Origin of the sequence: Streptomyces sp. LHD-70, assembly GCF_031157275.1 — a bacterium.
Classification (GTDB): domain Bacteria; phylum Actinomycetota; class Actinomycetes; order Streptomycetales; family Streptomycetaceae; genus Streptomyces.
In genome coordinates, this window is the sequence record NZ_JAVIFW010000002.1 from 227,879 (window position 1) to 253,851 (window position 25,973).

Annotated in this window: 27 protein-coding genes; 12 read left to right on the forward strand and 15 right to left on the reverse strand. The window is 70.9% G+C overall.

From position 1 onward, the window contains the following. The first annotated feature begins 257 nt into the window (after positions 1 to 257). The gene (locus tag RCO28_RS05970) at positions 258 to 932 is read left to right on the forward strand and encodes a TetR/AcrR family transcriptional regulator (RefSeq protein ID WP_308939901.1); all 675 of its coding nucleotides are present in this window, start codon (positions 258 to 260) and stop codon (positions 930 to 932) included. A 125-nt stretch (positions 933 to 1,057) separates the two neighbouring features. On the opposite strand, the gene RCO28_RS05975 is transcribed toward RCO28_RS05970, so the two are convergent. From RCO28_RS05975 to RCO28_RS05995, 5 genes are all read right to left on the reverse strand, one after another. Beyond that, the gene (locus RCO28_RS05975; RefSeq protein WP_308939902.1) at positions 1,058 to 2,146 is read right to left on the reverse strand and encodes an alpha/beta hydrolase; all 1,089 of its coding nucleotides are present in this window, start codon (positions 2,144 to 2,146) and stop codon (positions 1,058 to 1,060) included. Between the two features lie 162 nt (positions 2,147 to 2,308). Beyond that, complete coding sequence (locus tag RCO28_RS05980; RefSeq protein WP_308939903.1) at positions 2,309 to 4,009, reverse strand: methylmalonyl-CoA mutase family protein; 1,701 nt, start codon at positions 4,007 to 4,009, stop codon at positions 2,309 to 2,311. A 151-nt stretch (positions 4,010 to 4,160) separates the two neighbouring features. Continuing rightward, entirely contained in the window at positions 4,161 to 5,216 is a 1,056-nt protein-coding gene (locus RCO28_RS05985) for an acyl-CoA dehydrogenase family protein (protein WP_308939904.1), read from the reverse strand. A gap of 134 nt (positions 5,217 to 5,350) precedes the next feature. Further along, positions 5,351 to 5,689 (reverse strand): DUF3817 domain-containing protein, encoded by a 339-nt coding sequence (locus RCO28_RS05990; RefSeq protein ID WP_308939905.1) that lies wholly within the window; start codon positions 5,687 to 5,689, stop codon positions 5,351 to 5,353. A 70-nt stretch (positions 5,690 to 5,759) separates the two neighbouring features. Next, entirely contained in the window at positions 5,760 to 6,269 is a 510-nt protein-coding gene (locus RCO28_RS05995) for a MarR family transcriptional regulator (RefSeq protein WP_308939906.1), read from the reverse strand. Positions 6,270 to 6,639: 370 nt separating this feature from the next. Here RCO28_RS05995 and RCO28_RS06000 point away from each other — a divergent pair, with 370 nt between their 5' ends. Further along, entirely contained in the window at positions 6,640 to 7,704 is a 1,065-nt protein-coding gene (locus RCO28_RS06000; RefSeq protein WP_308939907.1) for a glycoside hydrolase family 6 protein, read from the forward strand. Positions 7,705 to 7,772: 68 nt separating this feature from the next. Here RCO28_RS06000 and RCO28_RS06005 read toward each other — a convergent pair whose 3' ends face one another. From RCO28_RS06005 to RCO28_RS06010, 3 genes are all read right to left on the reverse strand, one after another. Then, entirely contained in the window at positions 7,773 to 9,608 is a 1,836-nt protein-coding gene (locus RCO28_RS06005; RefSeq protein ID WP_308939908.1) for a cellulose synthase catalytic subunit, read from the reverse strand. A gap of 174 nt (positions 9,609 to 9,782) precedes the next feature. Further along, on the reverse strand, positions 9,783 to 9,977 hold the full coding sequence (locus tag RCO28_RS39305) for an acyl-CoA carboxylase subunit epsilon (protein WP_374991101.1): 195 nt from the start codon (positions 9,975 to 9,977) through the stop codon (positions 9,783 to 9,785). Between the two features lie 11 nt (positions 9,978 to 9,988). Further along, positions 9,989 to 11,233: a cytochrome P450 gene (locus RCO28_RS06010; protein ID WP_308939909.1), complete on the reverse strand. Its 1,245-nt coding sequence runs from the start codon at positions 11,231 to 11,233 to the stop codon at positions 9,989 to 9,991. 189 nt (positions 11,234 to 11,422) lie between these two features. On the opposite strand from RCO28_RS06010, the gene RCO28_RS06015 reads away from it, so the two are divergent. Genes RCO28_RS06015 through RCO28_RS06030 form a run of 4 tightly spaced genes read left to right on the forward strand, consistent with a single transcriptional unit; the run spans position 11,423 to position 15,151 of the window. After that, the gene (locus RCO28_RS06015; protein WP_308939910.1) at positions 11,423 to 12,511 is read left to right on the forward strand and encodes a type III polyketide synthase; all 1,089 of its coding nucleotides are present in this window, start codon (positions 11,423 to 11,425) and stop codon (positions 12,509 to 12,511) included. 43 nt (positions 12,512 to 12,554) lie between these two features. Then, entirely contained in the window at positions 12,555 to 13,772 is a 1,218-nt protein-coding gene (locus RCO28_RS06020) for a cytochrome P450 (protein ID WP_308939911.1), read from the forward strand. Next, positions 13,769 to 14,305 (forward strand): cupin domain-containing protein, encoded by a 537-nt coding sequence (locus tag RCO28_RS06025; protein WP_308939912.1) that lies wholly within the window; start codon positions 13,769 to 13,771, stop codon positions 14,303 to 14,305. Before RCO28_RS06020 ends, RCO28_RS06025 begins: the two co-directional genes overlap by 4 nt. A gap of 48 nt (positions 14,306 to 14,353) precedes the next feature. After that, positions 14,354 to 15,151, forward strand: coding sequence for a hypothetical protein (locus RCO28_RS06030; RefSeq protein ID WP_308939913.1), 798 nt, complete (start codon positions 14,354 to 14,356; stop codon positions 15,149 to 15,151). On the opposite strand, the gene RCO28_RS06035 is transcribed toward RCO28_RS06030, so the two are convergent. The 3 genes from RCO28_RS06035 to RCO28_RS06045 form a co-directional block, all read right to left on the reverse strand. Then, positions 15,131 to 16,651, reverse strand: a complete 1,521-nt coding sequence (locus RCO28_RS06035) for a DHA2 family efflux MFS transporter permease subunit (RefSeq protein WP_308939914.1) — start codon at positions 16,649 to 16,651, stop codon at positions 15,131 to 15,133. The genes RCO28_RS06030 and RCO28_RS06035 overlap by 21 nt on opposite strands. A gap of 160 nt (positions 16,652 to 16,811) precedes the next feature. Continuing rightward, positions 16,812 to 17,105: an MTH1187 family thiamine-binding protein gene (locus RCO28_RS06040; protein ID WP_161693979.1), complete on the reverse strand. Its 294-nt coding sequence runs from the start codon at positions 17,103 to 17,105 to the stop codon at positions 16,812 to 16,814. Then, positions 17,102 to 17,446 carry a DUF3817 domain-containing protein gene (locus tag RCO28_RS06045; protein ID WP_308939915.1) on the reverse strand — a complete coding sequence of 115 codons (345 nt, stop codon included), beginning with the start codon at positions 17,444 to 17,446 and terminating at the stop codon, positions 17,102 to 17,104. The genes RCO28_RS06040 and RCO28_RS06045 overlap by 4 nt, the downstream gene beginning before the upstream one ends. 155 nt (positions 17,447 to 17,601) lie before the next feature. Between RCO28_RS06045 and RCO28_RS06050 the strand changes: the two genes are divergently transcribed. The 4 genes from RCO28_RS06050 (at position 17,602) to RCO28_RS06065 (ending at position 20,257) form a co-directional block, all read left to right on the forward strand. Continuing rightward, positions 17,602 to 18,240 carry an AIM24 family protein gene (locus RCO28_RS06050; protein ID WP_308939916.1) on the forward strand — a complete coding sequence of 213 codons (639 nt, stop codon included), beginning with the start codon at positions 17,602 to 17,604 and terminating at the stop codon, positions 18,238 to 18,240. Beyond that, a complete protein-coding gene (locus tag RCO28_RS06055; protein WP_308939917.1) occupies positions 18,240 to 18,890 on the forward strand; it encodes an AIM24 family protein in 651 nt (216 codons plus the stop codon). Before RCO28_RS06050 ends, RCO28_RS06055 begins: the two co-directional genes overlap by 1 nt. After that, positions 18,887 to 19,654, forward strand: coding sequence for an AIM24 family protein (locus RCO28_RS06060; RefSeq protein ID WP_308939918.1), 768 nt, complete (start codon positions 18,887 to 18,889; stop codon positions 19,652 to 19,654). The genes RCO28_RS06055 and RCO28_RS06060 overlap by 4 nt, the downstream gene beginning before the upstream one ends. Before the next feature lie 126 nt (positions 19,655 to 19,780). After that, on the forward strand, positions 19,781 to 20,257 hold the full coding sequence (locus tag RCO28_RS06065) for a MarR family transcriptional regulator (RefSeq protein WP_308939919.1): 477 nt from the start codon (positions 19,781 to 19,783) through the stop codon (positions 20,255 to 20,257). A gap of 52 nt (positions 20,258 to 20,309) precedes the next feature. On the opposite strand, the gene RCO28_RS06070 is transcribed toward RCO28_RS06065, so the two are convergent. Both RCO28_RS06070 and RCO28_RS06075 read right to left on the reverse strand, forming a co-directional pair. Beyond that, positions 20,310 to 21,719, reverse strand: coding sequence for a HAMP domain-containing sensor histidine kinase (locus RCO28_RS06070; protein WP_308939920.1), 1,410 nt, complete (start codon positions 21,717 to 21,719; stop codon positions 20,310 to 20,312). Further along, complete coding sequence (locus RCO28_RS06075; RefSeq protein ID WP_308939921.1) at positions 21,716 to 22,378, reverse strand: response regulator transcription factor; 663 nt, start codon at positions 22,376 to 22,378, stop codon at positions 21,716 to 21,718. The genes RCO28_RS06070 and RCO28_RS06075 overlap by 4 nt, the downstream gene beginning before the upstream one ends. A gap of 153 nt (positions 22,379 to 22,531) precedes the next feature. Between RCO28_RS06075 and RCO28_RS06080 the strand changes: the two genes are divergently transcribed. Further along, a complete protein-coding gene (locus RCO28_RS06080; protein WP_308939922.1) occupies positions 22,532 to 22,990 on the forward strand; it encodes a PepSY domain-containing protein in 459 nt (152 codons plus the stop codon). A 90-nt stretch (positions 22,991 to 23,080) separates the two neighbouring features. Here RCO28_RS06080 and meaB read toward each other — a convergent pair whose 3' ends face one another. Beyond that, entirely contained in the window at positions 23,081 to 24,037 is a 957-nt protein-coding gene (gene meaB, locus RCO28_RS06085; RefSeq protein ID WP_308939923.1) for a methylmalonyl Co-A mutase-associated GTPase MeaB, read from the reverse strand. 57 nt (positions 24,038 to 24,094) lie between these two features. After that, positions 24,095 to 25,297, reverse strand: a complete 1,203-nt coding sequence (locus tag RCO28_RS06090) for an acetyl-CoA C-acetyltransferase (RefSeq protein WP_308939924.1) — start codon at positions 25,295 to 25,297, stop codon at positions 24,095 to 24,097. Positions 25,298 to 25,431: 134 nt separating this feature from the next. On the opposite strand from RCO28_RS06090, the gene mce reads away from it, so the two are divergent. Further along, positions 25,432 to 25,872: a methylmalonyl-CoA epimerase gene (gene mce, locus RCO28_RS06095; RefSeq protein WP_308939925.1), complete on the forward strand. Its 441-nt coding sequence runs from the start codon at positions 25,432 to 25,434 to the stop codon at positions 25,870 to 25,872. Positions 25,873 to 25,973: the final 101 nt, after the last annotated feature.

Below are 25,973 nucleotides of genomic sequence, written 5' to 3' on the forward strand. Positions count from 1 at the left end.
AGGCCCCCCGCCGGATTGCGAGGCGTACGGACAGGTCACGGTCCGGGTCCCGAGGAGGACCGGTACTGCGATGGCGCGAGGTCCCCACCCCGCACCTGTGGTTGCCGCCCGGGGGCTCCCCGTCGAAGTCCCACGAGCTTTCGCTACGCCTCGTAGCGTATATCTCCGCAGGTCCTCGCGCCCAGCCGTCGTCGGTGATCTCCCTCACGGAATCCGCGTGGGGTGCGCCGGACTTACCGGCGGGTATCGTCGGCCGCATGCGCCGCACAACCCCACCTGCCGGGCGGAAGGGACGCCCCCGGAGCCCCGAGGCCGACGCCGCGATCCTGTCGGCGACCCGACAGGCCCTGGTCGACCTCGGCTGGTCGAAGCTGACGATGGGGGACGTGGCCGCCCGCGCGGGCGTCGCGAAGACGACCCTGTACCGGCGCTGGGCAGGCAAGAGCGAGCTGGTCGTGGACGCGGTGGCGGTGCTCTTCGACGAGCTGGAGCTGCCCGACCGCGGCAGCCTCGCCGCGGACGCGGAGGGCGTGGTCCTGCAGTTCGCGGCCCTGCTCGAACGGCCGGAGGCGCGTACGGCGTTGATGGCGGTGGTCGCGGAGTCCACCCGCGACGAGGCGCTGCGCACGCGCATCCGGCACGCGATCGTGGACCGCCAGAAGCGCCTGGTCCTGGAGGGCCGCAGGCGCGCCCAGGAGCGCGGCGAGCTCCCCTACGAGGCGGACGAGGCGGCCGCCTCGCGCACCGCGGACCTGATCTTCGACGTGGTCGCGGGGGCGGTGGTGCACCGGTCGCTGGTCAGCGCGGAGCCGGTGGACGTCGCGTGGGCACGCAGCTTTACGGTTCTGCTGCTGGGGGGACTGGCAGCGACGTCGGCACCCCCAGGGGGCTCCGCCCCCGGCCCCCCGCTCCTCAATCGCCGGAGGGGCTGAATTTTCAGCCCCTCTGGGGGCACCTCCCAGCGGTAGCTGGGGGAGATTGAGGAGGCCCGTCCGGCAGGCCACGCGGCGTCAGCCGCATATCGACACAGCCGGGAAGGGGCGGGGCGGGGAGAAAATCAGCCCTTCCAGGCGCAACTGCCCAGAGTCACCCGCCCCGACTCCACCAACCCCTCGGCCTCGCGGGCCGGGAGGAGCGTGCTGCGCGAGCCCTTGCAGACGACCGTGCGGGAGCCGTGGCCCGCGAGGTCGGTGAGGATCTGGTCCCAGTGGCGGTACTGGACGTCGTGCCCGGTGTCCGCGTAGCGCCGTACGACCTCACGGCCCGGCAGGGCGTTCTGCCAGGTCTTGAGGGTGGACGGCGGCACCGTCGTGTCCTTCTCGCCCGCGTAGAGGAAGACCGGGGCCCGGAGCGCGGCGAGGTCGGGGCCCGGACGGTCGCAGTAGAGGCGCTGCTCGTGCACCTGCGGGGCCACATCGCCCTGCTGGCCGCGCTGGTTGAAGGTCCGCGCCCCCTCCTCGTACGCGGTGTCGGCGAAGCCGGGGATCGACTTGACGGGGCTGTCGTCGGGGAGCGCCCACCACTTGCGCGGGTCCTTGACCGAGTCCTCAAGGGCCGCGGCGAGCTCGTCGTCGGACAGCGCGCAGTACGAGGGCTTCGCGCCGTACGGGGGCAGGGCGGCCGCCAGGTGGAGGGCGCGGATGCGGTCGGGGGCGCGGGCGGCGAGTTCCGCGGCGTAGGGGCCGCCGCCGGAGATGGCGATGACGGAGACCTTCTCGACGCCGAGCCGGTCGAGGACCGCGAGGGCGTCCTCCGCGAAGTCCCCCTTGTCCAGCTTCGCGTCGAACTCCGTGTCGCCGAAGCCGTTGCGCTCCACGGATATGAGGCGCAGGCCCATCGAGTCCCGGGTGGAGGCGAAGAAGTCCGTCATGTGCTGGGCGCGGGCGGAGGTGCCCGTACCGCCGATGAAGAGCACCGGCCGGCCGTCGCGCGGGCCCGCGTCGGTGAAGTGCGCCGTACGGCCGGAGGGCAGCTTCGCCGCGCGCACATCGGGGCCGAGCGAGTCGAACTCGTCCTGCACCTTCGGCAGTCGGGGCGCGTCGGCGACGACGGGCCCGCCCCCGACCAGGAGCGCGCCGAGCACGGCCAGGGCGGAGGCGCCGAGGGCGGTGACGGCGAAGTGCGTGTGGCGGCGGGGCGCGCTCAAGATGTCCTCCGGGGCAGGTGCGGGTACCGCGACCGCGCCTACCCCGGCGGATGACCTTGAATCCCCCGACCGCGAAAACCTCCCGGGAAGCCGGGGAGCCCCCGGAACTGGTCAGAACCCGCCAGGCTCCAGAACCCGGCAGGCTCCAGAACCCGGCGGGCTCTAGAACCCCGCGGGCTCCGTGTACACCCCCCACTCGTCCCGCAGCGCGTCGCAGATCTCGCCGAGGGTGGCCTCCGCGCGGACCGCGTCCAGCATCGGGCCGATCATGTTGCCGCCGTCGCGGGCCGCGTCGAGCATCGCGTCGAGCGAGGCCCGCACCCGGGCGTCGTCCCGGCCGGACTTGCGGCCGCCGAGCGCGCGCACCTGCTCGCGCTCCACCTCGTGGCTGACCCGCAGGATCTCCAGGTCGCCGGTGACGGACGGGGTGTTGACGTTGACGCCGACGACCCTCTTGTCGCCCTTCTCCAGGGCCTGTTGGTACTGGAAGGCCGACTCGGCGATCTCGCCGGTGAACCAGCCGTCCTCGATGCCGCGCAGGATGCCGGACGTGATGGGCCCGATGGGGTGCTTGCCGTCGGGGTGCGCCCTGAGGCCCCGCTCCTTGATCTGGTCGAAGATCTTCTCGGCGTCCGCCTCGATCCGGTCGGTGAGCTGCTCCACGTACCACGAACCGCCAAGGGGGTCCGCGACGTTGGCGACGCCGGTCTCCTCCATCAGCACCTGCTGCGTGCGCAGCGCGATCTCGGCGGCCTGCTCGCTGGGCAGCGCGAGCGTCTCGTCGAGGGCGTTGGTGTGCAGGGAGTTGGTGCCGCCGAGCACCGCGGAGAGGGCCTCGACGGCGGTCCGTACGACGTTGTTGTACGGCTGCTGCGCGGTCAGCGAGACGCCGGCGGTCTGGGTGTGGAAGCGGAGCCACTGCGCCTTGTCGGTCTTGGCGCCGTAGACCTCCTTCATCCAGCGGGCCCAGATGCGCCGCGCCGCACGGAACTTGGCGATCTCCTCGAAGAAATCGACATGCGCGTCGAAGAAGAACGAGAGGCCAGGCGCGAACACGTCGACGTCGAGCCCGCGCGAGAGCCCCAGTTCCACGTACCCGAAGCCGTCCGCGAGCGTGTACGCCAGCTCCTGCGCGGCCGTCGCCCCGGCCTCGCGGATGTGGTACCCGGAGACGGAGAGCGGCTTGTACGCGGGGATGTCGCGCGCGCAGTGCTCCATCAGGTCGCCGATGAGGCGGAGATGGGGCTCGGGCTCGAAGAGCCACTCCTTCTGCGCGATGTACTCCTTGAAGATGTCGGTCTGCAGCGTGCCGTTGAGCGCGCCCGGGTCGACGCCCTGGCGTTCGGCGGCGACGAGGTACATGCAGAAGACCGGCACGGCGGGCCCGGAGATGGTCATCGACGTCGTGACGTCACCGAGCGGGATGTCCTTGAACAGGACCTCCATGTCGGCGGCCGAGTCGATGGCGACGCCGCAGTGGCCGACCTCGCCGAGCGAGCGCGGGTCGTCGGAGTCGCGGCCCATCAGCGTCGGCATGTCGAAGGCGACGCTGAGTCCCCCGCCGCCGTTGGCGAGGATCATCTTGTAGCGCTCGTTGGTCTGCTCGGCGTTGCCGAACCCGGCGAACTGGCGGATCGTCCAGGTCCGGCCCCGGTACCCGGTGGCGTAGAGCCCTCGGGTGTACGGGTACTCGCCGGGCCAGCCGATGCGCTCGAACCCCTCGTACACATCCCCGGGCCGTGGCCCGTAGACCGGCTCCACCGGATCACCGGAGAGCGTGCTGAAGTCGGCGTCGCGCTTGCGTGCGGCGTCATAGCGGGCCTGCCAGCGGCGGCGGCCGTCCTCGATGGGGTCAGCGTCCATGCACTCCAATTTACTAGGACGTCCTAGTACCTGTCGATGGCAGCCGGGTTCCGGTCTCGCCCGGCACGCGCCTGGCACCCGCCTGGCATCCGCTCGGCATCCGGCGAAAACGGCTCTGACCAGCTGAAAGGCTCTCTTCCAGCCGTCCCTCTCAGGCCCGCAGCGCCGCCAGATGGGCGCTGCGCACCTCCGCCGTCTGCCCCTGCACCACCAGGAAGAGGCCTTCGCGCGCGAGCCGCTGCGCCGGGGCGGAGAGGCTGAAGGCCCGGCCGCCGCCGACCACGATCGCCGCCGTCGTCGCCGCCCGCATCAGGTCGTACGCCCGCGTCTTGACCGCGAGCCGCGCCTGCAGCTCCTCGGCCGCCGGCACCTCGTCGACCAGGGCGTACGCGTCCCGGCGCGCGGCGTCGAGGCGCTCGCGCAGGACGCCCGCCGTGTCCTTGGCCTCGCCGTCCTCGGCGGCGTCCAGCAGGTCGAGGGCGGCGCGGGCGACGCCGAAGACGGCCGGGTTCGTGTTGGTGTTCTTCGGGCGGTCGGCGGCGGCCCACTCCTCGTACGGCTGCCGGATCACCAGGCCTTCCGCGGGCACGGTCAGGCCGTCCAGGACCAGGCCGACCGTGCGGGCGCCGGTGAGCGCGGCCATCTGCAGCGGGGCCGTCGGCTTCAGGCCTGCCTGCTCGCGCGGCTCGGCGAGGACGAAGACGACCTCGCCGTCCTCGGTGGCGCCGCCGAGCAGGAACACGTCGTTCAGGCCCCAGCCGCTGTACCAGGGCACCCGCCCGTCGAAGCGCCAGGAGCCGTCGGGCAGCTCGGTGGCGCGGACCGGCAGCTTCGGGAAGGCGCGCAGATGCGAGAAGGCGATCCCGGCGAGCGTGCGGCCCTCGGCGAGCGGGCGCAGCCAGCGCTCCCGGGCCGTCTCCTCGCCCGCCATGAGGGTGCGTACGGGCGTGTGGTGCTGGGCCTGGATGAAGAACGTGGAGCAGCAGGCGCCCGCGAGGATCTCCGCGACCTCCCGCCCGACGGCCGCGGGCGCCGCCGAACCCCCGTACGCGGCGGGCGCGTTGACGCCGAGCACGCCGGACGCCTTGACCGCGGCGATCGCCTCGGGCGTGACGCCCTCCCGGTCGTGCCGCTCGGCGGCGGGCGCGAGGACGTCGTCGGCGAGGCGACGGGCGGCGTCGGCCAGGGGGTGGTGGACAGGGGGCATGGATGTACTCCTCGCGTTTCCTCGGGTGCCCGGGCGGGTGCGTCCAGGATGAGCACGGCTACCGCATCCGGTGTCAAAGAAAAGACGCGCACGTCCGCGATGCGGGCGTGCGCGCCTCAAGAACGCGGGAGTGGTCAGGCCTTGACGGCTCCGGGGGCCGGGTCGGTCACCTTGGCGGCGAGCTCGGCGGAGATCTTGCGCTCCACGAAGAACGCGGCGGTCGGGATGGTGCCCGCGAGCAGGACCCACAGCTGCTTGCCGACCGGCCACTTGGCCTTGGAGCCGAGGTCGAAGGCGAAGACCAGGTACACGACGTACAGCCAGCCGTGCGCGATGCTGACGACCTTCGTGAAGTCCGCGGCCCCGTCCAGGCCCAGGGCGTACTTGCCGATCATGCCGAGGCACAGCAGGACCAGGAGGACACCGGTGATGTAGGCGAGGGCGCGGTAGCGGGTCAGCACGGATCGCTTCATGCGTACGAGCGTAACCGCCCGTTTTGCGCGATCTTCAGGCGACCCCGCGCAGCGCCGGACGCGCTGTGGCTCAGCTCTCCTCGAAGTCCTGCGCGGCCACCCGCAGCGGCCGCAGCATCGCGAAGATCTCCGCGCACTCCTCGGCGTCGTACGCCCCGAGGCCGAACTCCATGGCCATGAGGTCGCGGGTCGCCGCGTCGACCGCCTCGCGGCCCTTGTCGGTGATGGAGGCGAGGGTGCCGCGGCCGTCGTTGGGGTTGGGGCGCTTGGCGACGAGGCCCGACTTCACGAGCCTGTCCACGGTGTTGGTGACCGAGGTGGGGTGCACCATCAGGCGCTCCCCGATCTTCGACATGGGCAGCTCACCCGCCTTGGAGAAGGTGAGCAGCACCAGCGCCTCGTACCGCGCGAAGGTCAGTCCGTACGGCTTGACCACCGCGTCGACCTCGGCGAGGAGGATCTGGTGGGCGCGCATGATCGAGGTGATCGCGGCCATGGACGGCACGGAACCCCAGCGCTGCTTCCAGAGTTCATCAGCTCGCGCGATGGGGTCGAACGACAGACTGAGCGGCTTCGGCACGCACCCGACCTTACCGGGCGGTCACATGGCGGTCAGCCCCGTCTCGCAGTACGGTCGACGGCCCGCGCACCGGGGGCACTTCGGAGGCCGGAGGGAGCGGGCGCCCGCCTCTCAGCACCCCCTCTCCCCGCCACCTCTCAGCGCCCCCTCTCACGCCTCCTCCCACCGCCCCCTCTCAGCGCTCAGCGGTTCACCTACGGTCCGAGGCTTCGGGCGCAGGGCATACCCCGTACGGCCGACCTCCGCACCCACGCCTGGCCCACCATCGGCCCACTGACCTGGTCCGCTGCGGTGTCGCAACAGAACGGAAGCATGTCCGTTATGCCACGCTTGCCCGGTCCTTTCGTGCGCCGCAGTCCAAGGGGGCAGGATGCCCGCCCACACCACCCGCACCGACCACCGCAGCCGCCGCGGCCGCCGTGCGCGCCGCCGGCTCGCGCGCGGCGCGGCCGCGCTCGCCGCCGTCGGGCTCGCGCTCGGCTGCACCCCGGAGTCGGACGACCCGCAGACCAAGGACGCGGCGCTCGTGCGCGGCCCGTCCAAGCCGGTCGGCGGGAAGTCCGAGTTCTGGGTGGACCCGAGCAGCCCGGCCGCCCAGCAGGTCGCGAGCTGGCGGGCGGAGGGCCGCGACTCCGACGCCGAGGTGCTGCGCCGCATCGCCGACCAGCCGATGGCCGCGTGGCCGGCCGGTGACGACCCGGGTCCGACGATCAAGGCGGCCACGCGCGGCGCCGCCAAGGAGAACCGCACCGCCGTCCTCGTCGCGTACAACATCCCGCACCGCGACTGCGGCCAGCACTCGCGGGGCGGCGCACAGAGCGCGGAGTTCTACCGGCAGTGGATCGACGCGTTCGCCGACACCATCGAGGACAGCAAGGCGCTGGTGATCCTGGAGCCGGACGCCGTCCCGCACGTCGTGGACGGCTGCACCCCGCCCGAGTACCAGGAGGAGCGCTACCAGCTGCTGTCCGAGGCTATCGACCGCCTCAAGAAGCAGCCGAACGTCAAGGTCTACCTCGACGCCGGGCACTCCGCCTGGGTCCAGGACCACGGCAAACTCACCCAGGCGCTGGGGAAGGCGGGCATCGACCGCGCCGACGGCTTCGCCCTGAACGTCTCCAACTTCCAGACCGACGCGGCCACGAAGGCGTACGGCAAGGACCTGTCGAAGCTTCTGGGCGGCAAGCACTTCGTGATGGACACCGGCCGCAACGGCAACGGCCCGATGGCCGGCGACGGCGCCGAGGCCTGGTGCAACCCGCCCGGCCGGGCCCTCGGCAACCGGCCCGGCACCAAGACCGGCGACCCGCTCGTCGACGCCCACCTGTGGATCAAGCGCCCCGGCGAGTCCGACGGCGAGTGCCGGGGTGGGCCTCCGGCGGGCAAGTGGTGGCCGGAGTACGCCCTGAGCCTGGCGCGCAACTCGAAGGGGTAGTCGCTCCCGCACCATCGGCTCGGTTGCCGCCGACCGCCCTGCGGGCTGGGGCCTGTCCGGGGAGGGGCTCAACTACCGCCCGAAGGCGTGCTCGACACCCGGGTCGTGGCCGTGGGGGCGAGTGCGGCCTGGGTGGCCGTCGGGGTGATCTCCGGTACGGGTGATGCGGCCCCGCCCCGTACGGGTTCGGGCGCGACCTCGACCGGCGCGCCCGCACCCGCCCGCCGCCCGCGGAACTCGCCGAAGGCCCAGATGCTGACCGGGGCGAGCGAGATCACCAGGCCGAGGATCGACCACGTCCGCATCGCCGCGTGGCTGTGGCCGAGGAACAGCGAGGCGGCGAGCGAGACGAAGAGCAGCGCCGCCCAGGCCAGATGGACGCGGAACGTGAGCAGCCGGTCGGGGCTGGAGTCGTTGCCCTTGGGGGTGACGACGAACTTGCAGGGCCTGCGCAGGATCGCGGCTCCCAAGGACTTGGCGTAGATCGGCGCGGAGAGCGCGGACATCGCCATCCCGGCGAGGCCGCCGGAGCCCTCGGGTTCGTGCGGGGAGACGTTGTGCCGCCGGTTCCAGAGGTACATGCCCACCTGCAGGGCGGCGGCGTCGCTGTAGAGCATCAGCCAGATCGACGCGGCGACCTGGGTGCCGGACGCCCCGAACCACAGGAACAGGAAGCAGCTGAGGATGCCGAGCGTCCAGTTCACGGCGGTCATCGGGTAGTAGACGAGCATCAGTGAGTAGTTGAAGAACCGTCCGGGAGGCATCCGGAAGGGCGCCCGCCAGTACTGCTTGATGACGGTCTCGTACGTGCCGCGGGACCAGCGGAGCTGCTGCGTGAAGAAGTCGGTCCAGGAGGCCGGGCCCTCACCGACGGCCAGGACGTCCGGGGTGTACACGGAGCGCCAGTGCCGGCCGGTGCGCGGGTTCTTGGTGCGGTGCAGCTCGAAGCCGGTGGCCATGTCCTCGGTGATCGAGTCGTAGAGGCCGCCGACCTGCTTGACAGCGGCTATCCGCACGGCGTTGTTGGTGCCGACGAACATGGGGGCGCGGTAGCAGTTCCCGGCCCGCTGGATCAGCGCGTGGAAGAGGAACTGCTGGGACTCGGCGGCCTTGGTGACGGCGGTGTCGTAGTTCCCGTACACCTGAGGTCCGACGACGAACGCGACATCCGGGTCCCGGAAGTAACCCATCATCCGCTCGAGGAAGTTGGGGAGCGGGACGTGGTCGGTGTCCACCGAGGCGAAGAAGTCGTAGCCGTCGCCGTGCATCGCGATCCAGGCGTTGTAGTTGCCGTGCTTGGTGCGGGACTTGTGGACGCCCTTCTCGCGGTTCCACTCCGGCACCCCCCTGCGGCTGAAGTGCCGTACGCCGAGTTCGGCGCAGAGCGCCTTCGCGTCGCCGTTGTCACCCTCGTCCAGGAGCCAGACGTCGAGCTGTCCCGTGTGGCGTATTCGGGTCGCGCCCTCGAGGGTGGCGCGGACCATGCTGAGGGGTTCCTTGCCGGGAACGTACGTGGTGAGGAAGGCGACGCGGGTGCCCGGCTCGGGGGTGACGGGTATCGGGTCCCGGGCCACCAGCGTCGCGTGGGCTATGGAGACGACGTTGACGAGCATGAACAGCTCGATCAGGCCGATCGCCACGAGCATCGTGACGTCGAGGCCCATGAGCCAGCGGTCGCCGCCCTCGCGCCGCGTCCAGTGGGTCGGCCAGACGAGGTAGACGAGCAGGAGGCCGGTGAGGACGGGGGCGAGCGTCATCAGGAGGACGGCTCGTATTCGGTGCGGCTCGCTGGAGAGGAGCCTGGTGTACTGCACCCGGTAGCCCCCGCCGTCGCCACTGGCCGGCTCGGTGAGCGGCCCGGCGAGTGTGCTGTGAGTGTCGTAGTCGTAGCCCTCCGGCCGCACAGCGCCTCCAGGTCTTCGATGATCTGGCGATGGCAGGTTCTGGTACGAACGAGCCAATACGTCTACAAAAAGGGAGATTTCCTGGGGTGTCGAACCGGACGCGTCCGTGTGAGCGGTTCTGAGGCGAGCCCTATGACCGGGGTTGCGGAGCGGAGCGCCGTTGCTGTCGGGGAGTCAGCGACGAGGGGACGCCGCGCGGGCACGCCAGGAGTGCGCCGGGAGATGCGGCGATTGGTGGTCCCACCCGGCGCGACGGGAACGTGGGCGCGGGTCGCGCAGCGCGTGGGAACCACGCGCCAGCGCAATGAAGACAGCCGTGAAGGCAGCCAGTTCCAAGTGGTTCGGGCTGCCTTTGACGACCTTGATCATGTGACGGTGTATCACCAGGACACCGGCAGCGCCTTGGGACCGCGGATCAGACCTCCCGTCTGCCACTCGATCCGCTCGGGCGGCACGGCAAGCGCGAGTGCGGGGTAGCGGTCGAGCAGGGTGGCGATGATGATCTCGGATTCCATCCGGGCCAGCATCGAGCCCACGCAGTGGTGGGGTCCGTTCCCGAAGGCCATGTGGGCGATGGGCCCCCGGTCGAAGTCCAGTGCGTCGGGGTCCGGGAAAGCCTCGGGGTCGCGATTGGCTGCGAGGTACGACGAGTAGACCGCCTCGCCGGCCCGGACCACGACACCGGCGATCTCGAGGTCCTGCGTGGCGATCCGCGGCAGGCCCACTCCGCTGCGGTGCGGGATGTAGCGCAGCAGCTCGTCGACGGCCTGCGGAATCATGTCCGGCTCGGCGCGCAGCCGCTCCAGTTGCCGAGGATGGGTGAGCAGGGCATACACCATGTTGGCGCTGTTGTTGCGTACGGCGTGCGCACCGCTCACGAGGATGGCGGTGGCCAGGGAGATGGCCTCCGGCTCCGTGATCTCACCGGCGTCGGACGCCGCGGCGAGGACTCCGGCCAGGTCGTCGCACGGCTCCTCGCGACGCCGGGCGAGCAGATCGACGACGCATTCGCGAACGGTCGTCCTGGCGTCGCTGCTCTGCTCCGGGGCCGGACCGGGAGTCATGATCAGGTTCGCCCAGGACGTCATGCCCTCGCGCATGTCCTGGTCCATCCCGAGGAGGTCGGCGACGGCCGCGAGCGGGAAGGGGCCGTGCAGGTGCTCCACGAGGTCCGCCGGTGAGCCGTGCCGCTCCATCGCGTCGAGGAGGCTGTCGGCGGTGCGCTGCGCGGCGGGCCTGAGCTTCTGCATGCTCTTGCCGGTGAACGCCCGCGCCACGACGCGGCGCATGTCGTTCAGTCGTGGCGGGTCGGCGTAGTTGAGGGACGCCTGCTGGGAGGCGATCGCGTGCGGCGAGGAACTGGTGACCGTACGCCCGACCAACTCCGCCCTGCTGAAGCGCGGGTCGGTCGTCGCCGCCTTGACGTCGGCGTAGCGCGCCATGAGCCAGGCGCTGCCCTCGCCGAACGGCAACTGGACCCGAGTGGCCCGCTCGTCCCGCAGCCGGTCGCGCAGGAAGGGGTCGAACTCGAGGCCCTCAAGGTCGTCGAGACTCCAGCAGTGGACCGCCTCGTCCGAAGCCGATTCCGTCTCGAGGCCGAAGGCCGCGCGCGGCTCTGACGTCATGCTGCATCTCCCTGCCTTGGTGTCGAGTTCGTTGCCGCTCCCAGCGGTCGTTTCCGCGGGACGCAGGCTGCGACATGCCTTCCCGCCCGTCGCTCGATCCGCCGCCCGCGCCGCCCAGCGTCACCGGATTGGCCCCGTCAACCCGGCGGATCGATCCCGCGCGCGCAATGCGGATGGGTCCGTGAGGCTTTGTCCGAACAGGAAAGGAGAGCCGCCGTGGCGACTCTGTGCAGACCAACGGTGTCCGTGCCCGAACATGTGATCACCATGGAGCAGACCCTCGACCTGGCCCGGTCCGTGCATCCGGACCATCCGCAGCTCGACCTGGCCCTGCGGTTGATCGAGAACACCGGTGTCGCGAAGCGGCACATCGTGCGGCCCATCGAGGAGACCCTCACGCACCCCGGCTTCGAACAGCGCAACGCCGTCTACGAAGCCGAGGCCAAGGCCCGCGTACCGAAGGTGGTACGTCAGGCGCTGGCCGACGCGGAACTGCGCCCGACGGACATCGACCTGATCGTCTACGTGTCCTGCACCGGCTTCATGATGCCGTCCCTCACCGCGTGGATGATCAACACGATGGGCTTCCGCACCGACACCAGGCAGCTGCCCATCGCCCAGTTGGGGTGCGCGGCCGGTGGGGCAGCGGTGAACCGTGCGCACGACTTCTGCACGGCATACCCGGAGGCGAACGCGCTGATCGTCGCCTGTGAGTTCTGCTCCCTGTGCTATCAGCCGAGCGACCTGGAGGTGGGAAACCTCCTCTCGAACGGCCTGTTCGGGGACGGCGTGGCCGCCGCAGCCGTCCGGGGCCGCGGTGGCACCGGCATCGAACTGCGGCGCAACGGCTCGTACATCATTCCCCAGACGGAGGAATGGATCTCGTACGCGGTCAAGGCGACCGGGTTCCACTTCAGGCTCGACCGGCGGGTTCCCGGCACCATGGAACCGCTCGCTCCGGTGCTGAAGCAGATGGCCAGGGCACACGGTTGGGACGCCACCGCGTTGGATTTCTACATCATCCATGCCGGTGGCCCACGGATCCTCGACGACCTCAGCAAGTACCTCGGTGTGGCATCCGAAGCATTCCGTTTCAGCAGGGCCACACTGACCGAGTACGGCAACATCGCGAGCGCCGTCGTCCTGGACGCGTTGCGCCGGCTCTTCGAGGAGAACGGCACCCGCGACACCGCGCGAGGCCTCCTTGCAGGGTTCGGCCCGGGCATCACCGCCGAGATCGCACTGGGCAACTGGAGCACGGGACGAGAGGCCACCTAGGCGAGACCACTGGGCGAGACCGCGTCACGGAGGAATCGAAACAATGCTGAGGGACGGCCCCGACACGGCGCAGCCACCCATCACCCACTGGCCGGCCCTGAACCTGGACGGGGTCGACTTCGACCCCGTCCTCTCCGGGCTGATGCAGGCAGGACCGGTGACCCGCATCAAACTCCCCAACGGAAGCGGGTGGGCCTGGCTCCTCTGCCGGTACGACGACGTGCGGATGGTCACCAACGACCCCCGCTTCAGCCGCAAGCTGGTCGTCGAGAACGATGTCACCCGCCTGGCCCCCCACTTCATCCCCGTCCCCGGCGCAGTCGGCTTCGAGGACCCGCCCGACCACACGCGGCTGCGTCGCGCCGTCGCCGGGGCGTTCACCACAGGCGGTGTGGAGCGCCTTCGTACGCGGGCACAGGAACTCCTCGACGGACTCGTCGACGGCATCCTGCGCGACGGACCGCCGGTGGACCTGACGGAGCGCCTGCTCGCGCCGTTCCCTCTCGCCGTCGTGTGCGAGTTGATGGGCGTTCCGGAGGCCGACCGCTCCAAGGTGCACGAATGGACCACCCTGATCCTCTCCTCGGCCCACGGCGCCCGGCGCAGCGAGCAGGCCAAGGCGGACATGTTGGCCTACCTCGGCGAACGTCTGCGCGAGGGAGGCGGAACGGGCGGTGACACAGTCCTCGGGCTCCTCGTCAAGGCCGTCGCAGCCGGAGAGGTCACCGAGGAGGAAGCGACCGGCCTCGCCCTGCTCATCCAGATCGGCGGCGAGGCGGTCACCAACAACGTGGGCAACATGGTCTACATCCTGCTCACCCGGCCGGACCTCCTTGAGCGGCTGCGCAGCGAACCCGAGTTGCGGCCCTCGGCGCTCAACGAACTCCTGCGCTACATCCCGCACCGCAACGCCGTCGGCCTCTCCCGGATCGCCCTCGAAGACGTCACCGTCGCCGGCCATCTCATCCGCGCGGGCGAAGCTGTCTACGTCTCCTATCTCGCCGCCAACCGCGACGCGGAGGTCTTCCCCGACCCCGACGAGCTGCGGCTCGACCGCAGCCCCAACCCGCACGTCTCCTTCGGGTACGGCCCCCACTACTGCCCCGGAGCCGTGCTGGCCCGCCTGGAGTCCGAACTGCTCGTGGATGCGCTGCTCGACCGGTTCCCGGAGCTGCGGTTCGCCGTCCCTCCGAACGAACTGCGCTGGCGCCCCGGAGCGCTCATCCGGGGGCCCGAAGGGCTCCCGGTGACCTGGTCATGACCGCACACCTCGCCCGTTCGGGACTCCTCGTGCCGCCCGGCCAGGGCCGGACCCTGATCACTCCCGCCCAGCAGGTCACCTTCAAGGTCACCGGGGAGCACTCCCAGGTGAGCTCGAGCTTCGAGGTCGTCGTACCGCCCGGCTTCGACGTCGGGGCCCACAAGCACACGCGCAGCGAGGAACTCTTCTACGTCCTCGAAGGCGAACTCGACGTGATGGCGTTCGAGCCCCGCGTCCGCACGGGGGACGACTGGCGGCACTGGCAGGCACTCGACGGCCGCCGGGTCGTCCGTGCGACCCCCGGAACCGTCATCGTTGTTCCGCCCGGCTGCCCGCACGCCTTCGCCAATCCCACGGGCGAACCGGCCAGAATGTTCTTCCAGGCCTCACCGCCACCGGATCACGAGCGGTACTTCGAGGAGCTCCTCGCCCTGCTCGACTCCGGCACGTCACCGGACCCCGCGGCGATCCAGGAACTGCGGGCCCGCTACGACATCGAGCAGCTCACTCCGCTGCGTCACGACCTGTCCTGACCGCCAGGACACCCCCACTTCACTCCGCCCTCATGCTCGGGAGATTCCATGCTGCGCACTCGGCGCACGCTGCGCACCGCCATGCGTGTCCTGCCCACCTCAGTTCTCGTCGTGGCCTCGGTGGCCATGGCGCCGGCCCCCGCCAAGGCCCCTCTGCCGGCCCACTGGTGCACCGTCAACGGTGAAGAGGCCCCGCCCGGAGAGAAGGTGACAGGAACGCCGGGCAGCGACACGATCCTGTGCGAGGGGGACGTGCAGAACGTCATCCTCTGGGGAGGCGGCGGCGGGGACAAGATCCGGGTCAAGGGCCTGGTCGTCGACGCGTCGGTCCTGGGTGGCGAGGGCGACGACACCATCCAGGTCAACAACCTCTATCCCCGCAACGCCGACTCCATGGTCCGCGGCGGCGGTGGCGACGACACCATCATCACCGCGTTGGTCGTGGGGACGGCCGAGCACGGCGCCACCGTCCACGGCGACCACGGCGACGACGAGATCACCACGGGCGCCGTGCAGGGCCAGCCCGGTACGTACCAGCGCGGCGGTGGCCAGGTGTTCGGCAACGACGGCAACGACACCATCCGCACCAGCGCGGTCGACCTCGGCGGCCGGATCGTCGGCGGCAGCGAGAACGACATCATCGAGCCCAAGTCCCTGGGCGTCGAGTCCTCCGGGACCATCCAGGGCGGACCGCACAACGACGTGATCCGGGGTCGGGGGGGCGAGGTCCTGACCATCGGCCCCGGTTGGGCGGTGGTCGACGGAGGCCTGGGAGCCGACCGGTGCAACGTGAAGCACGCAGGGGTGGGCGAGCGGATCCGGAGCTCAGTCGCGAGCTGCCCCTGAGGGACGGCGGCCCCGGTGGGCGCCATGGGCGCGCTCCACGGACAGGCCGCCGGGCAGCATGAGAAAGGTCAGGACGGCTCCGGCGACGAAGATTCCCGCCGCCGCCGTGAAGACGGTGTGATAGCTCCCCAGGACGGCCCGCGCCACGACATCGGGCGTGGGCCGTCTGCCCGCCAGATGGGCGGCGGCGGAGCCCGCGGCCAGGGTACTCATGAGAGCCGTGCCGACCGATCCTCCGATCTGCCGCATGGCGTTGACCGTGGCCGAGCCGACACCGGCGTCCCGGGGGTCGATGCCCGCGGTGCCGAGGTTCATGGCGGCCGCCGTGATCAGGCCCATGCCGAGGCCGGTGGCGACCTGGCCCGGCACGATGTCGACGACGTACGGGCGATCCGGTGAGAGGCCCGTCATCCACGCCATGCCGACCGCCGCGAGCAGCATGCCGCCGGTGACGCGCGCACGGGCATCGAGCCTGCGGAACAGGCCCGTGCCGCTGCCGACCGCGCTGATCACGATGCAGCCGGACATGGGCATGAAGGCGAGGCCGGTCCTGGCGGGGCTGTAGCCACGGGTGTGCTGCAGGTAGTACGCGAGGAACAAGAAGACCCCGAACATGCCCAGGCCGGTGATGAACACCGCCACCAGCGCCGTCCCGCGGACGCGGTCGAGCACGATGCGCAGCGGCAGCAGCGGGTGCCGGGCCCTGCTCTGCCACCACACGAACGCCGCGATCAGCACGGCACCGGCCGTGAGGAAGCCCCAGCTGTCCGGAGACGTCCAGCCGTGGACGCCGGCCCCCGCGAGGCCGTACACCACGCAGAAGAGCCCGGACGACGCCAGCGCGGTGCCGGGCAGATCGAGCCTGGGCGGGGCGGTGGGCCGTTGCCGCCTGAGCAGCAGTGCACCGCCGGTGACGGCGACGGCGGCGAAGAGGACATTGACGTAGAGCGTCGAACGCCAGCTCAGATGCTCGGTGAGCAGGCCGCCCAGGAGCAGGCCCACCGCGCCCCCCGAGGCGGCGAGGGCCCCGAACACGCCGAACGCCCTGCCGCGTTCGGGACCGGCGAAGGTCGTCGTGAGCAGGGCGAGCGCGGCGGGTGCGAGGAGGGCCGCGCACACCCCTTGCAGGGCGCGGGCCGTCACCAGGATCTCGAAGGTGGCCGCGGCGCCGCCGAGCGCGGAGGCGGCGGCGAACCCGATCTGGCCGATGAGGAAGGCACGTCGGCGCCCGCACAGGTCGGCCACCCGCCCGCCGAGCAGCAGGAGGGTGCCGAAAGCCATGGCGTACGAGGTCACCACCCACTGGCGGCGGCTGTCGGAGAACCCGAGGTCGGCCTGCGCGGAGGGCAGGGCGATGTTCACGATGGTGGCGTCGAGGACGACCATGAGCTGAGTGAGGCCGATGACCGCGAGGATCTTCCAGCGGCGCGGATCGGGCGGCGGTGCGGCCGCGGTCTGCCCGCGGTCGGTGTGGGTTCCGCCCGTGGGCCCCGTTGCCATGGTGCGACTCCGTGAGGTGCGCGGGATCTGTCTGAGATCCATCTGACCTGCTGCGGGGGCGGGGCGCATCCGGGGGATTCCACCCGGTCGGGGCCGGAACGCCGGAGAGCCCCCCGCCGGCGGGGGGCTCTCCGGGTGCTGCTGATCCGCCGGACAGCTCCTAGTCGGAGAGGTGGCGCTCCACCGTCTCGACCTTCGACGTCATGCCGTCCGTCACACCGGGGCGGATGTCCGCCTTGAGGACGACCGAGACTCGCGGGGCGCGCGCCTCGACGGCGGCGACGGCTCGCTTCACGACGTCCATCACCTCGTCCCACTCACCCTCGATCGAGGTGAACATCGCGTCCGTACGGTTCGGCAGGCCGGACTCGCGGACGACGCGGACGGCGTCGGCGACGTACTCCCCCACGTCCTCACCGACTCCGAGCGGGGTCACGGAGAAGGCGACGATCACGCCTCGACCACGCCTTCGCGGCGGGCGCGGGAGGCGATGACGGCGGCCTCGGCCTCGCTCTTGAGCTTCTTCTCGGCGAAGAAGCCGCCGGTGGGCAGGACGGAGAGGACGAAGTAGAGCGCGGCCCGCTTGACGTCCCACTTGGTGCGGTTCCAGGCGTCCAGCCAGAACAGTACGTACAGGACGAACAGGAGGCCGTGGATCGCGCCCATCACCGGCACCGCGTTGAACTCCGTGGTGCGCTTGAGCACCGAGCAGACGAGCAGCAGCAGGAAGGAGATGGCCTCCGGCGCGGAGACCAGGCGCAGGCGGCGGAGGGCGGAGGCGGTCTTGAGGTCCACGGGTCACCTTCGTCGGGGGGCGAATGCGGTAAAGGGTCGTTCGCCGTGCGGCAGATCATCTTGTGAACGTGCGCACAAGCTCGGCTCCCATTGTGGCAGCCGTACTTTGCCGACTCTTTATCAGGGTCCGATTCCGGGTCGACTACCGTCGGGCCGTGGCACAGTTCCGACTGCAAGGCAGCAAGGTGCTCGCCGTCTCCCTGACGGGCGACAACGTGAAGGCGAAGAACGGCTCGATGGTCGCGTACGACGGCCGGATGGCCTTCAAGAAGATGTCCGGCGGCGGTGAGGGCATACGCGGCATGGTCACGCGCCGCCTCACCGGTGAGCAGATGACAGTGATGGAAGTGAAGGGCCACGGCACCTGCTTCTTCGCCGACCGCGCGAGCGAGATCAACCTGGTCCACCTCCAGAACGACACCTTGTACGTGGAGTCCAGCAACGTCCTGTGCGCCGACGGCACCCTGCGCACCGGCACCAGCTTCACCGGCCTGCGCGGCGCCTCGCAGGGCAACGGCCTGTTCACCACGACGATCGAGGGCACGGGCCAGGCGGCGATCATGTCGGACGGCCCGGCGGTGGTACTCCGGGTCTCGCCGCAGTACCCGCTGACCGTCGACCCGGGGGCCTACATCGCGCACCAGGGAAACGTGAGCCAGAGCTTCCAGTCGGGCGTGAACTTCCGCACCTTCATGGGCGAGGGTTCCGGTGAGTCCTTCCAGATCCGCTTCGAGGGCGACGGCCTGGTGTACGTCCAGCCCAGCGAGCGGAACACCGTCGGCGGGGAGGTCTGATGCCGTTCCGTGAGGTCAACTCGAAGATGGTCGAGGCGACGGTGACGCCGGGCGTGCGGCTGTTCAGCCAGCGCGGGGCGATGCTCGCGTACCGGGGCGAGGTGTCCTTCACGCCCAATGTGCAGGGCGGGCAGGGCGGCGTGATGTCGATGGTGGGGCGCCGGGTCGCGGGTGAGGCGACGCCGCTGATGACCGTCGAGGGCAATGGCACGGTGATGTTCGGGCACGGCGGGCACCACATCGAGGTGATCAACCTCGCCGGGGACACGCTGTACGTGGAGGCGGACCGGCTCCTTGCCTTCGACGGGACGCTTGAGCAGGGCACGATGTTCATGGGCTCGCAGGGCGGCGTGATGGGCATGGTGCGCGGCCAGGTCACCGGTCAGGGCCTGTTCACGACGACCCTGAAGGGTCGCGGCGCGGTGGCGGTCATGGCGCACGGAGGCGTCATAGAGATCCCGATCACCCCGCAGACCCCGGTCCACGTCGACCCGCAGGCGTACGTCGCCCACCACGGGGACGTACGCAACAAGCTGTCCACGGCGCTCGGTTGGCGGGACATGGTGGGGCGCGGATCGGGCGAGGCGTTCCAGCTGGAGCTGTCCGGGAGCGGCTCGGTGTACGTCCAGGCATCGGAGGAGAAGCTGTGAGCGGTCCCGTGGTCCTCGACCCGATGACGCTGCCGAGCGACGACAACGTCAACCCGTACACCTTCTGCGTGGAGCTGCAGGGGAGCCAGTGGTTCCTGCAGAAGGGGAAGATGATCGCCTACTACGGGTCGATCGACTTCCAGGGCATCGGGCACGGCCGCCTGGACCGGCTCGTGCGGACGTCGTTCCATTCGCCATTGCACGCGAGCGACTGGGTCGTGGCGGAGGGCAGCGGCAAGATGCTCCTCGCCGACCGGGCCTTCGACGTCAACTCCTTCGATCTGGAGGAGGGCAACCTGACCATTCGCTCCGGCAATCTCCTCGCTTTTCAGCCAACTCTCGCGCTGAAGCAGAGCATCGTCCCCGGGTTCCTGACGCTCATCGGCACGGGCAAGTTCGTGGCGGCGAGCAACGGCCCGGTGGTGTTCATGGAGCCGCCGATCCGGGTGGACCCGCAGGCCCTGGTCGGCTGGGCGGACTGCCCCTCGCCGTGCCACCACTACGACCACGGGTACATGACCGGGATCATGGGCGGCGTACGGGCACTGACCGGGCTCGGCGGGGTCTCCGGCGAGGAGCACCAGTTCGAGTTCGTGGGCGCCGGGACGGTGCTGCTGCAGTCGTCCGAGGCGCTGATGGCCGAGCAGGCGACCGGGGCTGCGCCGCAGGAGCCCGGGGTGCCGGGCGGCGGCGGGCACGGCGGTCAGGGGGCACCGAGGCTTCCCGGCCAGCTGGGAGACCTCCAGCGTCGCTTCGGGCTGTGAGCGGTAGTCTGCGGAATGTGACGGCTTCGAACAGAAATGTTCGAGCGGCGGAGTTCTGCACGACGTGCGCGCCGTCACATCGGGGAACACTCGTTTACTTTTCAACTTCTTAGGTAGAATCGATACATGGAGACCGAAACGGCCACCCCCTGGCTGACCGAAGCCGAGCAGTGCGCCTGGCGCACGCATCTGGAGGTCAACAGGCTGCTCACGTACCAGCTCGAGAGGGACCTGCAGCCCTTCGGCCTGACCATGAACGACTACGAGATCCTGGTCAACCTCTCCGAGTCCGATGACCAGCGGATGCGGATGAGCGACCTCGCGACGGCCACGCTGCAGTCCAAGAGCCGCCTCTCGCACCAGATCACCCGCATGGAGAACGCCGGCCTCGTCCGCCGCGCGAACTGCGAGTCGGACCGGCGGGGGCTCTACGCGGTCCTGACCGACCAGGGCATGGAGACCATGCAGAAGGTCGCGCCGCACCACGTGGAGTCCGTGCGCCGGCACTTCATCGACATGATGGACCCGGAGGCCCTGCAGCAGCTGCGGGCCACCCTCACCCCGATCGCCGAGCAACTGCGCACGGAACGCGGCAGGCCCTGACTCGGTTCGGCCCGGTTCAGCCCGGTTCAGCCCTTCCTGACGTCAACCCCCGCTAGCCCAGCGGGAGTTCGACCCGGAACAGGGCCCCGCCGGCCGCCGACTCGCCCACCGTGAGACGGCCGCCGTGGCGCTCGACCACGTCACGGGCGATGGCCAGGCCCAGGCCCGCGCCGCCGTCGTCGCGGCTGCGGGCGTCGTCGAGCCGTACGAACCGCTGGAAGATCCGCTCCCGCTCTTCCGCGGGCACCCCGTCCCCGTCGTCCGCGACGGTGAGTACCGCGCGGGTGCCCTCGGCGCGTGCCTCCACCGTGATGCGGGAGTGCGCGTGCCGCTGCGCGTTGTCCAGGAGGTTGCCGAGGACCCGCCCCAACTGCGAGCGGGAACCGGCCAGTTCGGCGCCCTCCACGGCCGCCACCTCCACCGGGAGACGGTCGCCGGAGCGCTGCGAGACCTCCTCGCGTACGAACGCCGCCAGGTCGAGGTTCGCCTCCCCCGGCCGCTCCCCCGCGTCCAGGCGGGCGAGCAGGAGCAGGTCGGCCGCGAGCTGCTGGAGCCGTACGGTGTCCGCGACCGCGCCGTCCACGTCCAGCAACTCCGGGTGCGCGGCGCCCACTTCGAGCTGGGTGCGGAGCGAGGCGATCGGGCTGCGCAGCTCGTGCGAGGCGTCCGCGACGAACCGCCGCTGCCGCTCCACGCTCGCCTCCAGGGCCGTCAGGGTCTCGTTGGTGGTACGCGCGAGCCGCGCCACCTCGTCGTGCGCGTCCGGCTCGGGCACCCGCCGCGACAGGTCCTCCGAGGCCGTGATCGCGGCCATCTCGGCGCGGATCCCCTCCACGGGGCGCAGCGCGCGCCGGGTGACCAGCCAGGTCGTACCGCCGACCACGAGCAGCAGGGCGGGCAGGCCGATCAGCATCGCCGTGGCCGCCGTGCCGACCGCGCTCTCCTGCGCCTCCAGGGGCGCGCCCGCGTAGACCAGGACCGTCTCGTCCCGGACGTCGCTCACCTCGACCTCGGCGAAGCGGTACGCGGCCTTGTCGCCGTCGACGGTCGCCCGGCCGGTGCTGTGCCGGGTGACCTCGCCGAACTCGCCGACCTCCGGATCGTCGTCCTCGTCGTCGTCCCGGTGGGCGCCCGGGTTCCGCACCGGCTTCACCCCGGGCACGCCGGTGCCCTGAATCGCCTCCAGGTCCTCGGAGACCGCGAGGACGCGGTCGTCCTTGTCGACGACCTGCACCGGATGGTCCTCGCCGTCCGGCAGGTCGAGGTCCCGGTACGGCGTACGGGCGGCGATCTGCGAGGCCACCTGGCGGGCCGCGTTGTCCGCTTCGGCGTCGGCCTGGTCGCTCAGGTTGCTGCGCAGCGAGAGCAGCACGGCGAGGCCCGCGGCGACCAGGGCCACGGCGACGACGAGGGTGGCGCCGAGCGTGGCCTTGGCCCGGATCGAGCCGAACACGCGCCTCACCGCGACTCCAGGCGGTAGCCGGCGCCGCGCACCGTCTTGATCAGCGGGGCGCCCAGCTTGCGGCGCAGCGCGCTGATGTAGACCTCGACGATGTTCGGGTCGCCGTCGTACGCGAAGTCCCAGACGTGCTCCAGGATCTCGGCCTTGGACACGACCGTGCCGGCGCGCGTCGCGAGCTGCTCGAGGACCGCGAACTCCTTTGCGGTGAGCGTCACTTCGGCGCCGTCGCGGTGGACCCTGCGGGCGGCCGTGTCGACCTCGATCACGCCGAGCCTGATGACCGGCGAGGGCCCGGCGTTCCCGCGCCGCCGCAGCAGCGCCTTGATCCGGGCGACGAGGACGACGTACGAGAACGGCTTCGTCAGGTAGTCGTCGGCGCCGGTGTCCAGGCCCTCGGCCTCGTCGTACTCGCCGTCCTTGGCGGTCAGCATCAGGATCGGCACCTCGTGTCCGGCGGCGCGCAGGGCGGCGCAGACGCGGTAGCCGTTCATGCCGGGCAGCATGATGTCCAGGACGACCAGGTCGTACACGCCCTCGCCCGCCCGGTGCAGGCCCTCCAGTCCGTCGTGGACGACGTCCACGGCGTAGCCCTCCGCGGTGAGGCCCTTGGCCAGGGACACGGCGAGCCGCTTCTCGTCCTCCACGATCAACAAACGCATGCGCCAAGGGTCCCAAACGCTTCCTGAACCGAACCTGAAGAGGGCTTCAGGCGGCTTCAGCGTGGCTTCAGGTGCGGTCGGTCAGATTGGTTCCCGTCGACACCGCACAGGGCCGACAGCAGCCAACACCACTGATCTCAGGGAGAGTTACCCATGAAGCGCAAGCTCGTCATCGCCACCCTCACCGCGGCCGTCCTGGTCGGCGGCGGCAGCGCGGTCGCCTTCGCGAACGGCGACGACGATGCGGCCTCGGCGGGGCAGGCGCAGGCCACGCAGAAGGTGTCGGTGGACGACGACCGGGACGATGACCGGGACGACCGGGGTGAGCGTGACGACCGTGACGACCGGGACGACCGGGACGACCGGGACGACCGGGGTGAGCGTGACGACGACCAGGTCCGGTCCGGCGACCTGACCATCAAGCAGGCCATCGACGCCGCCCTGAAGTCCCAGTCGGGCACGGCGGTCTCGGCGGACCTGGACGACGACGGCGGCACGCGTGCCTGGGAGGTCGACATCCGCGGCAACGGCACCACCACGTACACGGTCCACGTGGACGCGGGCAGCGGCAAGGTCCTCGCCACGGAGACGGAGACGGCGGACGAGGACTAGGAGCCTTTCCCCAGCCCGCCCCTTCCCGTAACTGGGGCTCCGCCCGGTGGCGTGCACCGGGCCACAGCGCGGGTCGGACCAGCTGAGGCCCTACCCCGACGTAAGCCCCGCCACCAGCTCGTCCGCCGCCGCGTAAGGATCGAGCTCGCCCGCGACGATGCGCTCGGCGAGGGCGGAGAGGCGGCGGTCGCCGTGCAGGTCGGCGATGCGTTCGCGCAGGGCCGTGACCGCGATCGTCTCCACCTCGTGGGCCGCCCGCGAGCGGCGGCGCTCGGCGAGCACCCCGCGCTCCTCCATCCACGCGCGATGCTTCTCCAGGGCCTCGACGACCTCGTCGACGCCCTCGCCGCGCGCCGCGACCGTCTTCACGATCGGCGGGCGCCAGTCGCCGGGGCCGCGGGACTCGCCCAGGCCCAGCATGTGGTTGAGCTCGCGGGCCGTCGCGTCCGCACCGTCCCGGTCAGCCTTGTTCACCACGTACACATCGCCGATCTCCAGGATTCCGGCCTTCGCCGCCTGGATGCCGTCGCCCATGCCGGGCGCGAGGAGGACGACGGAGGTGTCGGCCTGCGAGGCGATCTCCACCTCGGACTGGCCGACGCCGACGGTCTCGACGAGGACGACGTCGCAACCCGCCGCGTCCAGGACCCGGATCGCCTGCGGCGCCGCCCAGGCGAGGCCGCCCAGGTGCCCGCGCGTGGCCATCGAGCGGATGTACACCCCCGGGTCGGAGGCGTGCTCGGACATCCGCACCCGGTCGCCGAGCAGCGCGCCGCCGGAGAACGGCGAGGACGGGTCGACGGCGAGCACGCCGACCCGCTTCCCGGCCCGCCGGTACGCCGAGACCAGCGCCGACGTCGACGTGGACTTGCCGACGCCGGGCGAGCCGGTCAGGCCCACCACGTACGCACCGCCCGCCAGCGGGGCGAGCGCCGCCATCACCTCGCGCAGTTGCGGGGACGCCCCCTCCACCAGTGAGATCAGCCGGGCCACGGCCCGCGGCCTGCCCTCACGCGCCTGAGCCACCAGGGCGGGGACGTCCTGCATCACTGCTCCCGTTCTGTTCGTACGCCTGGGAACTCCAGGGACGGCGGACTGCGCGCGTCAGGCCTTCGGGACCCGGACGACGAGCGCGTCGCCCTGACCGCCGCCGCCGCACAGCGCGGCCGCGCCGACCCCGCCGCCGCGGCGCTTCAGCTCCAGGGCGAGGTGCAGCACGATCCGGGCGCCGGACATGCCGATGGGGTGGCCGAGGGCGATCGCGCCGCCGTTGACGTTCACCTTTTCCGGGGTAACGCCCAGGTCCTTCATTGACTGCACGGAGACGGCGGCGAAGGCCTCGTTGATCTCGATCAGGTCGAGGTCGCCGACGCTCAGGCCGTCCTTCTCCAGGGCGTGCTTGATGGCGTTGGACGGCTGCGACTGCAGGGAGTTGTCCGGACCGGCCACGTTGCCGTGCGCGCCGATCTCGGCGATCCAGTCGAGGCCCAGCTCCTCGGCCTTGGCCTTGCTCATCACGACGACAGCGGCGGCGCCGTCGGAGATCTGCGAGGCGGTGCCCGCGGTGATCGTGCCGTCCTTGGCGAAGGCGGGCCGGAGCTTGCCGAGGGACTCGGCGGTGGTCTCGGCGCGGATGCCCTCGTCCTGGGCGAAGACGACCGGCTCGCCCTTGCGCTGCGGGATCTCGACCGGCGTGATCTCGGCCTCGAACAGGCCGTTCTTCTGCGCGGCCGCGGCCCGCTGGTGGGACTGCGCGGCGATCTCGTCCTGCTCGGGGCGGGCGATGCCGAGGCGGGTGTTGTGCCTCTCCGTGGACTCGCCCATGGCGACGCCCTCGAAGGAGTCGGTCAGGCCGTCGTGCGCCATCGCGTCGAGCATCTCGATCGCGCCGTACTTGTACCCCTCGCGGGACTTGGGGAGCAGGTGCGGGGCGTTGGTCATGGACTCCTGACCGCCGGCCACGACGACGTCGAACTCGCCGGCGCGGATGAGCTGGTCGGCGAGGGCGATCGCGTCGAGCCCGGAGAGGCACACCTTGTTGATGGTGAGCGCCGGGACGTTCATCGGGATGCCCGCCTTGACCGCGGCCTGCCGCGCCGGGATCTGCCCTGCCCCGGCCTGCAGGACCTGGCCCATGATCACGTACTCGACCTGGTCGCCGGCGAGGCCCGCGCGGTCGAGTGCGGCCTTGATCGCGAAGCCGCCGAGGTCGGCTCCGGAGAAGGACTTGAGGGAACCAAGGAGTCGTCCCATGGGCGTGCGGGCCCCTGCGACGATCACCGAGGTCGTGCTGTTCGTTCCGGACATGAGGCACGGCCCCTTGGATGAGGAGTGAACGAGGGTTTACCTCAATGTAGTGAGCAGTACGTCCCCGGTCACCGGCCTTTCGGTGTGATCGCGCGCACGTTGCGTGATCAGGGGCGGCACGCTCCACTGGTGCCATGCTGACACGCATCGACCACATCGGGATCGCCTGCCACGACCTGGAGAAGACCGTCGAGTTCTACACGTCGACGTACGGCTTCGAGGTCTTCCACACCGAGGTCAACGAGGAACAGGGGGTACGCGAGGCCATGTTGAAGATCAACGAGACGTCCGACGGCGGCGCCTCCTACCTCCAGCTCCTCGAACCCACCCGCGAGGACTCCACGGTCGCCACATGGCTGGCCAAGAACGGCGAGGGCGTGCACCACATCGCCTTCGGCACCGCGGACGTCGACGCCGACGCCGCCGCGATCAAGGACAAGGGCGTACGGGTCCTCTACGAGGAGCCGCGGATCGGGTCGATGGGATCCCGGATCACCTTCCTGCACCCCAAGGACTGCCACGGCGTCCTCACCGAACTGGTCACTTCCGCGGCGGAGCCCTCCCAGGACCACTGACCTCCGCATCCCTGGGCCGGTAGGGTTGGGGGCGGCCGTCGCGCGTACCGGGCGGCCGTTGTCCGGGGTCGGGAACACCAGGTTTCGGGTCACTGGCATCG